Raw genomic sequence first — 12,735 nt, forward strand, 5'->3', positions numbered from 1 at the left:
TGAAACATTTGTCACGATGTTGGTTCATGTGTAATGAATAAAAAATGTTGATGATTTACAGTGTAAAAATCGAGACGGGGTGCGCTCTATTGTGGTTAACCACATACCCGGCTTGTTGTTGATCTAAAACAACATAATTGACAGGGATATTGGGGTGAGAGGTAAAACCGTAAGGCGCCTGGCGGTGTTGGCGGCAGTAGGGCTACTTTGTCATGGCGCGTGGGCAGGGACGTGGAATATCGGTGTTTTGGCCATGCGCGGCGAGGCGTCTACGCGTAGCCACTGGCAACCGTTGGCAAAGACATTAAGCCAACAGCTTCCAGGCGAAACCTTTCACATCCAGCCGCTGGATCTGCATCAAATGCAGGAAGCCGTTAACCAGGGAACCGTGCAGTTTGTGATAACCAACCCGGCGCAATTTGTCCAACTGAACAGCCATGCGCCGCTCCGCTGGTTAGCTTCCCTGCGTTCCACGCGCGATGGGAAAGCGGTGAGTAATGTTATTGGCAGCGTGATTTTGACCCGGCGCGATAGCGGCATCACCACGGCGCATGATCTCATCGGTAAGACAGTCGGCGCGATTGATGCTCAGGCGTTTGGCGGCTATTTATTAGGCTATAAAGCGCTCAGCGACGCGGGCTTACGCCCGGAGCGCGATTTTCATCTTCGTTTTACCGGATTTCCTGGCGATGCCTTAATCTATATGCTGCGCGAAAAAGCGGTGCAGGCGGCAATTGTGCCAGTGTGCCTGTTAGAAAATATGGATCAGGAAGGATTGATTAATAAAAAGGACTTTATCGCGCTGCTTTCCCGACCGACGCCACTGCCTTGCTTAACCAGTACGCCGTTATATCCTGACTGGTCGTTCGCGGCGCTACCTGCGGTAAGCGATGCGCTGGCGGATCGCGTAACGCGAGCGCTATTCAACGCGCCCGCCGCCGCGTCATTTCACTGGGGCGCGCCAGCGTCGACCAGTCAGGTGGAAGCTTTGCTGCGTGATGTTCGTCAGCACCCTCAGCAGCGCCGACTGTGGCTGGATGTCAAAAGTTGGTTAATCCAGCACCAGCTAATGGTCGGTGGCGTGATTCTGGCGTTCCTGTTGCTCACGCTCAATTATATTTGGGTCATGCTGCTGGTGCGTCGACGCGGAAAACAACTGGAACGTAATAATGTAGTCCTTCATCAGCATGAGCGGGCGCTGGAAACCGCCCGGCAAATGAGCGTGTTGGGTGAAATGACCTCCGGGTTTGCCCATGAGCTTAATCAGCCGCTTTCCGCGATTCGACATTATGCCCAGGGGTGCCTGATTCGACTGCGCGCTGCAGATGAACAGCATCCCTTGCTGCCGGCGCTGGAGCAGATTGACCAGCAGGCGCAACGCGGTGCGGATACTCTGCGTAACCTGCGTCACTGGGTCAGCCAGGCGCAGGGCAACCCGGTGCTAACCGAAGCGTGGAAGGCCATAGCCATTCGCGAGGCGATTGATCATGTCTGGCAATTGTTGCGTATGGCGCAACAGTTTCCGACAGTGACTCTGCATACCGAGGTTAGCGCTGCGCTGCGCGTAACGCTGCCGTCAGTGCTGCTGGAACAGGTGCTGGCGAATATCATTCTTAATGCGGCTCAGGCGGGCGCCACCCATTTATGGATCGTTGCTGAACGCACTGAAAACGGCATCAGCATCGTTTTACAGGATAACGCCGGGGGAATCGACGAGGCGCTATTACGTCAGGCGTTTCAGCCGTTTATGACCACCCGCAAAGAGGGGATGGGCTTAGGGCTGGCGATTTGCCAGCGGCTGGTGCGGTATGGGCGGGGCGATATCAGCATCAGGAACCAGACCGCGCCGGACGGTCTGTCGGGAACGGTGGTCACGATACATTTCTTACATGAACATGGGGGCAGGGATGGCGACAATTCATCTACTGGATGATGATACGGCGGTCACTAACGCGTGCGCGTTTTTACTGGAAAGTCTGGGATATGACGTAAAATGCTGGACGCAGGGGGCGGATTTTTTGGCGCAGGCCAGTCTGTATCAGGCCGGAGTCGTATTACTGGATATGCGAATGCCGGTACTGGATGGGCAGGGCGTTCATGATGCGTTGCGCCAGTGCGGAAGTACCCTGGCGGTTGTTTTTCTTACCGGGCATGGCGATGTACCGATGGCCGTGGAGCAGATGAAACGCGGCGCCGTCGATTTTCTGCAAAAACCGGTATCGGTAAAACCGCTACAGGCGGCGCTGGAGCGTGCGCTGACGGTTTCATCGGCAGCGGTGGCGCGCCGTGAGATTATACTGTGTTACCAGCAGTTGACGCCGAAAGAGCGTGAGCTGGCCAGCCTGGTGGCAAAAGGATTTATGAACCGTGAAATTGCGGAAGCGATGAATATCGCGGTGCGCACTGTAGAGGTGCACCGCGCCAGAGTCATGGAAAAAATGCAGGCCGGTAGCCTGGCGGAACTGATTAGGCGTTTCGAAAAAATGGCCTCGCCAGAGACCAGAATACGAACAACGTATGAGCCATGAATAATAAACTGCGTTATTTCTTTGATTTGCATCAAATTTTGTTTAATTGAGAAGACTGTTATATTCTGTTGGTTTGAGCTGGCGACGAGTAAAACGTATGACAAAACCGACAAAAGATGACGAACTGTACCGCGAGATGTGCCGGGTGGTGGGCAAGGTCGTGCTGGAAATGCGCGATCTGGGGCAGGAGCCTAAATATATTGTTATTGCGGGCGTGTTAAGAACCGCGCTGGCGAATCAACGCATCCAACGTAGCGCGTTAGAAAAACAGGCTATGGAAACCGTGATTAACGCTCTGGCGCGGTCATAGCCGGTATCATGGTGGCAATAACGACATCGCCTTTGAATTGTCGCGATTGTCACCATGGCGGGCTGGTTGCCCGCCGTTAGCGATGCGCAGGGTTATCAGGTGATGGCTAAGCGCAGCCCTAACGTATCAGGGTACGGCTCAAAATAATTCTGGCTGCGTAGATAGTCATCCGGATGTTCCGCCAGATAGTGCTTCAGCAGCGTTAACGGTGCCAGGATAGGTAGTCGGCCCGCCCGGTAGCCGAGAATCACCTCGCGTAATTCCGCGCGTTGCCTGCGGTTCAACGCGCGGTGAAAATAGCCCTGGATATGCATCAGCACATTGGTGTGATTTTTACGTGAAGCGGGGTGGCGCAGGATAGCCATCAGTTTTTCTCTGTATCGGACAAAGAAGGCATCCAGATCGTCCCATTCATGCAGACGCGCGACGAAAGGGCCAATTTCGCGGTAGCCGGCCTGGTGGTGGGCGAGAAGCTGAAGTTTGTATCGGCTATGAAACGCGAGCAAACTGTGACGACTCAAGCCCTGCGCGCGTAGCGCATTTAATTCATGTAGCGCGAAGATACGTGCGATGAAATTCTCGCGTAGTACCGGATCGTGCAGGCGACCATCTTCCTCTATCGGCAGCCAGGGATATTTGTCCATCATCGCGGCGGTAAACAGCCCCGTGCCAGCTTTGCGGCCCCTGTTACCCTTTTCATCATACAGGCGAACGCGCTCCATTCCGCAACTGGGCGATTTTGCACACACAATAAACCCCGCCAGTTCGCCTATTGTTGGCAGAAACCGATCGGCAAAGGCATTCATTCGCTCGGTGACGTCATCGTGCGGGGCATGGCTATAGCGCATCCGAATGTCGCCACAGGTCGTCTGGATAAGACGCAGCGCAGGGCGAGGAACGGGCAGGCCGATCGCCACCTCCGGACAGATCGGTTTGTAGGTCACCCACGGCGCCAGAGAGTTCATGACAAAATCCATACGCTTATGTCCGCCATCAAAGCGTACCGCGGCGCCAGTCAGACATCCGCTAATGCCGACTACGGGTTTGTTATTCATGATTCCCCCTTATTGAAAGTACGACGACTGACGCCAACGGCGCAAAATGTTATCTCACGCTGATTTAAAACTTACACAACTTTGTTTTTTTGTCTAAGTTTTCGCGGGGATTTTTTTTGACGTAGCTAAATATCAATAAGATAGAATGAGGGGAAGAAATCTATTTCAGCGCTTATAGTGTGATAACCTCCAGCGAAGCGACCACGTTGCGCCACTGGGCAAGCTGTTTTTTCTGCCCGGCAGTGAGCTTGCCGGTGGTCACCAGGAACCATTTTCTCTGGGCGAACAGCTCGGGCGCCAGAACGGCTGGTGGAGAGGGAAGCACATTGAGCCGCAGCTCTTGTCCGGTACGAGTCAACGCTTCCAGCCAGATTTCACAGTGATCCGAGAGATGCCATCCGCTAATAAAAGCATTGTTGCCAGGCGCTTTTCTGTCGCCTTCAAGGCAAAAAGAGGTGTAGGCAATAATGATGCCATCCAGTATTTCGCGCAGCGTCATCACGGCGGGAAGATGCGCGGACACTTTGCTGCGCAACGGACGCAATAAATGGGTCACCAGTTCTGCGCGGGGATATTCCCGGCCACAGTCATAAATCAACTGCCGCAGCGCGTCAATTCGCCCTTCGTGGAGATGTTGAAGCATCGTCTCCTGAATCGTTATCCAGTTATCGCCCAGGCGAATGACCGGACGCGACAGTAAGGGTTTGACCTGGCTTATCGGTACGCCTTTTCTCACCCAGTCGAGGATGCTAAGCGCTTGTTGAATATCGTCATCGCTGTATAAGCGATGCCCGCCATCAGTACGCTGCGGTTTCAATAAACCATAGCGTCGCTGCCATGCCCTTAGCGTGGCGGCATTGATACCGCATAGTCTGGCAAATTCGCCGATAGAATACGACATGGTAAAGCCCGTTAAATAAGGGGATTCTACTATATCATGATTAAATGAAGACTAAGGTAGTGATAAATGGTGCGGCATACCAGGGCATCCGTATGGATTTTGTCGATGATGAGCAATACTGCGTGGCGTAAGGCTCATCAAAATATGACCAATGCTTAATACCATCGGATGCCCCTGGTTAATACTCTATTAACCTCATTCTTCGGGCGCAGTTAAGTAACTCTGTCACTTTATGAACCTGTAGCTTTCTCATCATATTCATCCGATGTGTTTCGACGGTTTTTATACTGATATGTAGCTTTTCGCTGATCCCATGATTGGTATACCCCTCGTCAATAAGTTTAAGAACCTGACGCTCGCGCAAAGTAAGCAGTTGATGATTGGTCGTGTCAGCCTTTAATTCAGCCAGGATAGCTTCCCGATTCAACGTCGGGTCAATGTAACGCTTGTTTACTGCGACTGTTTGCAATGCCGCTAACAGAACTTGCTGACTACTGCTTTTTAAAACATAGCCATTAGCACCTGCGGCTAAAGTTTTAATGGTCATATACTCTTGTTGGTATGCTGTGTAAACCAGAATATTCATTGCTGGCCAACGCTGATGTAATTGAGGAATGATATCCAGGCCATTGATGCCAGGTAAGCTAAGATCAAGGATAAGTATGTCAGGCTCGTATGCGCAACAGGCATTATAAACCTCAAGACCATTTTTAACATGATCTACAATTTTAAAATGAGGCCAAGGTAATAAGGCATTCATAATGCCGTTAATGATGATTTCATGATCGTCTACTAATAAGATCTTATATTCTTTCATTTTGCTGCCCTCGCGAAAATTAAGATAATATTAAGTAATGGTGTAGTTTTTGAAGATCATACGTATTTTCTGGCGTAAGTCGGTTAGTTCCTCCAGCGCGATGATTTTCCCCATTTTTACGCGATTCTCAATGTCTATGACATAGCATACCAATTCAGTCTGCCCTATTTGACCTAAACAGCCTTTTAATGTGTGAATTAACTGATCGATTTTTTGTCCAGCCGATACGGCATTTTCAATATCAGCCAGCAAGAGGTCCAGTGATTGGAAAATCTTGCTATTAATGACCATATCATCTGTCGCCAGTAGCGCTGAGCAGCGACTTGGATCCTGCTCCTGTAGCTCTATATTTCGTAAAAGCTGGTATTCTGCGGCAATACTGATATAGCGAGCTAAGGTAGCCAATGTCACTGGTTTTGTAATGTAATGATGAATCCCATTTTTTTTACAACGATGAATATCTTCTGTCGCTACGCTAGCGGATAGCGCCACAAACATGCAGTCAGGATCTAAATTATTCGGCTCATCGTGCCATAATTGTACACATTCAATACCATCTATTTCTGGCATTCTAATGTCAATCAGTACTAAATCGAATCGTTGCTGTTGTGATAAAGTCAGAGCCTCGTTACTACTGGCGGCAATAGTGACGTGTTGGCCCAGGCTGACAAGCATTTTGCCGATGATATCCCGATTAATATCGGCATCATCAACCAAAAGAATCTGCAACTGCCAGGGTGGTAACAAATTATTTATTACTGGCATATTTGGTGTACACAATATTAACTGTTGCGCCAGGTCGTAGAGTTTTCCGGGGAAATACAAAAGCTCTGCGTTGAGAAGCGCATTTTGCTGGTGGGGTGGTTCACCGCGTATTCCCCAGCAAGCCAGTTGCCGATGCAGGCAGAACGGCGCTGACAGCGTCCCTTTAATTAGTTGAGGCGGCTGGTATTCTTGTAAGGGTAATACTAGCGAGACACAGGTTCCAACCCCGGGGACACTTTTTAGTGTCAGATTACCGCCCATCATTTTAGCCAGGCTTGACGCAATAGTCAGTCCAATTCCTGTACCTTGCGAATTTGTGTCTGCTTGATAAAAAGCAGTAAAGATTTGAGACTGCTGCTGTATTTCAATCCCTTTACCGCTATCGCTAACCAGAAATATTAATTGTTCCTCATGACGCTTGACCGTCAGACGTATCCCTCCGGTTTCGGTAAATTTTACCGCGTTCCCGAGTAAATTAACCAAAATTTGCCGTAAACGGATACTGTCGGTATGAAAATAGAGAGGGACATGTTGACCGACAAAAGTACGTAATGACAGTTTTTTGCTTTGCGCCGGCCCCTGGATGGTTTGCATTGTCTGGTCCAGTAACGGCAGTAACGCTGTTTCTTCCATATGTAATGTGAAATGACCAGACTCGATGCGTGAAAAATCCAGCAGATTATTAATAATAGCTAACAAAGACAGTGTACAATTCCTGGCGGTATCAGCTAATCCTTGCTGCTCTATGTTTAAAGGGGTGGTTTGTAATAATTCAATCGCACCGAGTACGCCATTCATCGGAGTACGTAACTCATGACTTATTACCGTAAGATGAATGCTTTTACGTTTGTTAGCTTGCTCAGCGCGTTTTTTTGCTTCATTTAGCGCCTGGGTGCGCTCTGCGACTTTGTTTTCCAGATTGTCGTATTGGACTTGTAGAGTATCAAGCAGTTGGTTAAAAGCACCGGCAATACTATCTAATTCATCCAGTCGTTGTGCTGGTAAACGTGTGCTCAGCGGTGCAGTTGCGGTTTTATTAATGACATCGACAAAACGCCATAACGGTTTGGCCAGTGAGCGATGTAGTAACCAGCAAAAAGCCGACGTCATCAACACCAATGCTGTTAATGTAAAGGGGATTTGTTGAAGGATAATTTTTAAGATGCGATTATGTAGATTACCGTATGGGTACAGCGTAACCAGACTCCATCCGGGGCCATGCAAGGTTGTGCGTAATATCAGAAATCCGGGAATTTGCTGCCATCCATCATGCAGCGTTACATTCTCTAACTGTGTACGTATTTTTTGCGGGATGTATGAAAACGGCAATAAGTGGTTGTTTTGATCCAGCCATACTCGAATACTATCATCTAATGGTAGGTGGCTCTTAGTAATGAGATCGGGAAGTTTAACCGTCACCCCAAAAAATACGCCTTGCTGATCGGCAACCGCAACGGAAGCGTGCCATCCTTTGCCGTTTATGTATTCTGGTTCACTCCAGTAAAACCCGGCATGGGTTGGGTATAAAGGAAAGCTTTTTCGCGTTAAAGGCTGTAGAGTTGAATAATCTGAAGGGTTATCAGTAGATAATAACGAAATCTCATTTTTATGGTTAAGAATAAAACTATCGCGACGAAAGCTTTTTTCATCGATATCAGAGGACTGCAGAAAGAGACGGTGCTTCTCTCCGTTTAGCGTCGGCGTGCAATTTGAAGGACCGACAGAAAGATGCCGGCTCACCTCAGGGAAAATATCGTTATGATGAATCTCAGTCGCTAATGAGCATTGATACATTAAATTTTTAGCATCACGTTCAGCTTCTTCAAACCGTTGATTGCTTAGTACAATATTCATCTCGGATAGAACGGATAAATCCTCTATTATATGCTGCCGTTTCTGAACCATTGATATATAAGCTGCGGTAAGCACAGATAGCAGCCAAATAATTATTGTTGTTAATAAAAATAAAAAAGTTAGCCTGATTACTAAAGATGTTTGCAGCGTATTCTTGAGATTGAGCAAATTCATAATGCTTTCCTCCAGTTGCCTGTTGCAAAATCTTTGGCACTTGATCACTATCGCAGTACATATAGTTTCATCAGAAGATTAATCGATGGTGTTATCATTAGGAAGATAAATTTCTTCATATATAACCCAGTCGATGACTACAATTACTTTTTAATAAGGTGGCGATGTAAAAACATCGTAACAGTTTATTTAATAAATAATTTTTCAAATTGTAATTTTTTATGTCAATGCTGAAAGTGTAATTGTGAATTTATCGGAAAATCCGAATGATAGAATCGCCTGTCACAAGGTATATGTAGACAGCATCCTGATATTGTACAAGAAGAGTATAGTCGAAATAAATGTGAATCAGGCTTTTTACGGATGTGGTTGTGAGCGAATTTGATAGAAACTCCCATTTATGTCTGAGGAGGGATTCATGCTGGCAGTTTTAAAAGGCATTCCATTAATTCAGGATATCAAGGCCGAAGGTAATAGCCGATCCTGGATAATGACTATTGATGGGCATCCTGCCAGAGGAGAAATTTTCTCAGAAGCATTTTCTATTTCTTTGTTCTTAAATGACCTGGAAAGCTTACCTAAGCCTTGTCTTGCCTATGTGACACTACTGCTTGCAGCACACCCGGACGTCCATGATTATGCTATACAGCTCACAGCGGATGGGGGATGGTTAAACGGTTATTATACCACAAGTAGTAGCTCTGAGCTTATTGCTATTGAGATAGAAAAACACCTGGCTTTAACTTGCATTTTAAAAAATGTAATACGCAATCACCATAAACTTTATTCGGGTGGGGTATAAAATGGTAGTAAATAAACGTTTAATCTTAATTTTACTATTTATACTCAATACAGCAAAGAGTGATGAGTTATCATGGAAAGGTAATGACTTCACCCTTTATGCCAGACAAATGCCATTAGCAGAGGTTTTACATCTGCTCTCAGAGAACTATGATACGGCTATTACTATTAGCCCATTGATAACAGCTACATTTAGTGGAAAAATTCCGCCTGGACCACCGGTCGATATTTTGAATAACCTGGCAGCACAATATGATTTGCTTACCTGGTTTGATGGCAGCATGTTATATGTATATCCTGCATCGTTATTAAAACATCAGGTTATCACTTTCAATATTTTATCTACTGGGCGGTTCATTCATTACTTACGCAGCCAGAATATCCTTTCATCACCGGGATGCGAGGTTAAAGAAATTACCGGTACCAGAGCTGTGGAGGTGAGCGGTGTTCCCAGCTGTCTGACTCGTATTAGTCAATTAGCTTCAGTGCTGGATAATGCGTTAATCAAACGAAAAGACAGTGCGGTGAGTGTAAGTATATACACGCTTAAGTATGCCACTGCGATGGATACCCAATACCAATATCGCGATCAGTCCGTCGTGGTTCCTGGGGTCGTGAGTGTATTGCGTGAGATGAGTAAAACCAGCGTCCCGGCGTCATCGACGAACAATGGTTCACCCGCTACACAGGCATTGCCCATGTTTGCTGCCGACCCACGCCAGAATGCAGTGATCGTTCGTGATTATGCGGCCAATATGGCCGGGTATCGGAAACTCATCACAGAATTAGATCAACGCCAGCAGATGATAGAGATTTCGGTGAAAATTATCGATGTTAATGCTGGAGATATTAACCAGTTAGGCATCGACTGGGGAACGGCAGTGTCGCTGGGTGGCAAGAAAATTGCGTTCAATACAGGTTTGAATGACGGCGGTGCTAGCGGTTTTTCAACGGTAATCAGCGATACCTCAAACTTTATGGTGCGTTTGAATGCCCTGGAAAAAAGCTCTCAGGCTTATGTACTTTCCCAGCCATCTGTGGTGACTTTAAATAATATCCAGGCTGTGCTGGATAAAAATATTACTTTCTATACCAAACTGCAGGGAGAAAAAGTGGCTAAACTTGAATCCATCACTACGGGTTCTTTGTTGCGCGTTACACCTCGCTTGTTAAATGACAATGGCACGCAAAAAATAATGCTTAATCTTAATATTCAGGATGGACAACAAAGTGATACGCAAAGCGAAACAGATCCGCTACCCGAAGTGCAAAATTCTGAAATTGCTTCGCAAGCCACATTATTAGCCGGACAGAGTCTATTGCTGGGAGGATTTAAACAAGGTAAACAAATCCACTCGCAAAACAAAATCCCTTTATTGGGCGATATTCCTGTCGTAGGCCATTTGTTTCGCAATGATACGACTCAAGTACATAGTGTAATCAGGCTGTTTTTGATTAAAGCCTCAGTAGTAAATAATGGCATATCTCATGGTTAATCCAAAGAGCTCCTGGAAAATACGTTTTTTAGGTCACGTTTTACAAGGCCGGGAAGTATGGCTGAATGAAGGTAACCTGTCACTGGGGGAGAAAGGATGCGATATTTGTATTCCGCTTACTATAAATGAAAAAATTATTCTGAGAGAACAGGCAGATAGTTTATTTGTTGATGCCGGGAAAGCCAGAGTTAGAGTTAATGGCCGCAGATTTAATCCAAATAAGCCGCTACCATCCAGTGGGGTTTTGCAGGTTGCGGGAGTGGCTATCGCGTTTGGTAAACAGGATTGTGAACTTGCTGATTATCAAATACCCGTTTCCAGATCAGGGTACTGGTGGTTGGCTGGCGTATTCTTGATTTTCATCGGTGGAATGGGTGTCCTGTTAAGTATTGGCGGTCAGCCTGAAACGGTAAATGATTTACCTTTGCGGGTTAAGTTTTTATTAGACAAAAGCAATATTCATTATGTGCGGGCGCAATGGAAAGAAGATGGAAGCCTGCAGTTGTCCGGTTATTGCGCGTCAAGCGAACAGATGCAAAAGGTGAGAGCGACTCTCGAATCATGGGGGGTCATGTATCGGGATGGTGTAATCTGTGATGACTTATTGATACGAGAAGTGCAGGATGTTTTGATAAAAATGGGTTACCCGCATGCTGAAGTATCCAGCGAAGGGCCGGGAAGCGTGTTAATTCATGATGATATACAAATGGATCAGCAATGGCGTAAGGTTCAACCATTACTTGCAGATATTCCCGGGTTATTGCACTGGCAGATTAGTCATTCTCATCAGTCTCAGGGGGATGATATTATTTCTGCGATAATAGAGAACGGTTTAGTGGGCCTTGTCAATGTTACGCCAATGCGGCGCTCTTTTGTTATCAGTGGTGTACTGGATGAATCTCATCAACGCATTTTGCAAGAAACGTTAGCAGCATTAAAGAAAAAGGACCCCGCTCTTTCTTTAATTTATCAGGATATTGCGCCTTCTCATGATGAAAGCAAGTATCTGCCTGCGCCAGTGGCTGGCTTTGTACAGAGTCGCCATGGTAATTACTTATTACTGACGAATAAAGAGCGTTTACGTGTAGGGGCATTGTTACCCAATGGGGGAGAAATTGTCCATCTGAGTGCCGATGTGGTAACGATTAAACATTATGATACTTTGATTAACTATCCATTAGATTTTAAGTGAGTGGAAAATGACAACTCTGACCCGGTTAGAAGATTTGCTGCTTCATTCGCGTGAAGAGGCCAAAGGCATAATTTTACAATTAAGGGCTGCCCGGAAACAGTTAGAAGAGAACAACGGTAAGTTACAGGATCCGCAGCAATATCAGCAAAACACCTTATTGCTTGAAGCGATCGAGCAGGCCGAAAATATCATCAACATTATTTATTATCGTTACCATAACAGCGCACTTGTAGTGAGTGAGCAAGAGTAAAGTAAAAATATCTTAGAGCCTATCCCACCAGGCGTTATTGGCGCAGCCAGCCTGGACACGGACAGCGCGCAAAAACCGGAGCGTACACGTAGCACGTGAGGTTTGACTCGCTACGCTCGCCCTTCGGGCCGCCGCTAGCGGCGTTCAAAACGCTAACGCGTTTTGGCGAGCACTGCCCAGGACCACAATGGCAAGTAAAATAGCCCTAATGGGATAGGCTCTTAGTTAGCACGTTAATTATCTATCGTGTATATGGAGGGGAATGATGATAAAGAAAAAGGCTGCGTTTAGTGAATATCGTGATTTAGAGCAAAGTTATATGCAGCTAAATCACTGTCTTAAAAAATTTCACCAAATCCGGGCTAAGGTGAGTCAACAGCTTGCTGAAAGGGCAGAGAGCCCCAAAAAAAGCAGAGAGACAGAGAGTATTCTTCATAACCTATTTCCACAAGGCGTTGCCGGGGTTAACCAGGAGGCCGAGAAGGATTTAAAGAAAATAGTAAGTTTGTTTAAACAACTTGAAGTACGACTGAAACAACTTAATGCTCAAGCCCCGGTGGAGATACCGTCAGGAAAAACAAAAAGGTAAAGC

General features: G+C 46.6%; 12 protein-coding genes. 8 read left to right on the top strand and 4 right to left on the bottom strand.

Annotated features, from left to right (window positions below):
* The first annotated feature begins 154 nt into the window (after window positions 1–154).
* The 3 genes from ttrS (at window position 155) to fumD (ending at window position 2,838) form a co-directional block, all read left to right on the top strand.
* On the top strand, window positions 155–1,933 hold the full coding sequence (gene ttrS / locus NBA72_RS01275; RefSeq protein ID WP_077917521.1) for a tetrathionate respiration histidine kinase TtrS: 1,779 nt from the start codon (window positions 155–157) through the stop codon (window positions 1,931–1,933).
* Window positions 1,908–2,528 (top strand): tetrathionate respiration response regulator TtrR, encoded by a 621-nt coding sequence (gene ttrR / locus NBA72_RS01280; RefSeq protein WP_000190927.1) that lies wholly within the window; start codon window positions 1,908–1,910, stop codon window positions 2,526–2,528. The genes ttrS and ttrR overlap by 26 nt, the downstream gene beginning before the upstream one ends.
* Before the next feature lie 97 nt (window positions 2,529–2,625).
* On the top strand, window positions 2,626–2,838 hold the full coding sequence (fumD, locus tag NBA72_RS01285; RefSeq protein WP_000165779.1) for a fumarate hydratase FumD: 213 nt from the start codon (window positions 2,626–2,628) through the stop codon (window positions 2,836–2,838).
* 95 nt (window positions 2,839–2,933) lie between these two features.
* On the opposite strand, the gene mlrB is transcribed toward fumD, so the two are convergent.
* The 4 genes from mlrB to NBA72_RS01305 form a co-directional block, all read right to left on the bottom strand.
* Complete coding sequence (mlrB, locus tag NBA72_RS01290; protein WP_042947399.1) at window positions 2,934–3,893, bottom strand: transcriptional regulator MlrB; 960 nt, start codon at window positions 3,891–3,893, stop codon at window positions 2,934–2,936.
* Between the two features lie 172 nt (window positions 3,894–4,065).
* Window positions 4,066–4,794, bottom strand: a complete 729-nt coding sequence (locus NBA72_RS01295) for a MerR family transcriptional regulator (protein ID WP_042947396.1) — start codon at window positions 4,792–4,794, stop codon at window positions 4,066–4,068.
* A gap of 178 nt (window positions 4,795–4,972) precedes the next feature.
* Complete coding sequence (locus NBA72_RS01300; protein WP_042947394.1) at window positions 4,973–5,611, bottom strand: two component system response regulator; 639 nt, start codon at window positions 5,609–5,611, stop codon at window positions 4,973–4,975.
* A gap of 30 nt (window positions 5,612–5,641) precedes the next feature.
* Window positions 5,642–8,404, bottom strand: a complete 2,763-nt coding sequence (locus NBA72_RS01305; protein ID WP_042947392.1) for a two component system sensor kinase — start codon at window positions 8,402–8,404, stop codon at window positions 5,642–5,644.
* Window positions 8,405–8,804: 400 nt separating this feature from the next.
* Here NBA72_RS01305 and spiC point away from each other — a divergent pair, with 400 nt between their 5' ends.
* The 5 genes from spiC (at window position 8,805) to sseA (ending at window position 12,732) form a co-directional block, all read left to right on the top strand.
* Entirely contained in the window at window positions 8,805–9,206 is a 402-nt protein-coding gene (spiC, locus tag NBA72_RS01310) for an SPI-2 type III secretion system protein SpiC (protein WP_001562740.1), read from the top strand.
* A 1-nt stretch (window position 9,207) separates the two neighbouring features.
* Window positions 9,208–10,701 (top strand): SPI-2 type III secretion system protein SpiA, encoded by a 1,494-nt coding sequence (gene spiA, locus NBA72_RS01315; protein WP_000261286.1) that lies wholly within the window; start codon window positions 9,208–9,210, stop codon window positions 10,699–10,701.
* Window positions 10,682–11,893 carry a SctD family type III secretion system inner membrane ring subunit SsaD gene (gene ssaD / locus NBA72_RS01320; RefSeq protein WP_000323799.1) on the top strand — a complete coding sequence of 404 codons (1,212 nt, stop codon included), beginning with the start codon at window positions 10,682–10,684 and terminating at the stop codon, window positions 11,891–11,893. Before spiA ends, ssaD begins: the two co-directional genes overlap by 20 nt.
* A gap of 7 nt (window positions 11,894–11,900) precedes the next feature.
* Window positions 11,901–12,143, top strand: a complete 243-nt coding sequence (gene ssaE / locus NBA72_RS01325; protein ID WP_000210202.1) for a YscE family type III secretion system co-chaperone SsaE — start codon at window positions 11,901–11,903, stop codon at window positions 12,141–12,143.
* A 262-nt stretch (window positions 12,144–12,405) separates the two neighbouring features.
* Window positions 12,406–12,732, top strand: a complete 327-nt coding sequence (sseA, locus tag NBA72_RS01330) for an SPI-2 type III secretion system chaperone SseA (RefSeq protein ID WP_000972855.1) — start codon at window positions 12,406–12,408, stop codon at window positions 12,730–12,732.
* Window positions 12,733–12,735 lie beyond the last annotated feature (3 nt).

This window comes from Salmonella sp. NW1250 (assembly GCF_051812965.1).
Taxonomy (GTDB): domain Bacteria; phylum Pseudomonadota; class Gammaproteobacteria; order Enterobacterales; family Enterobacteriaceae; genus Salmonella; species Salmonella enterica.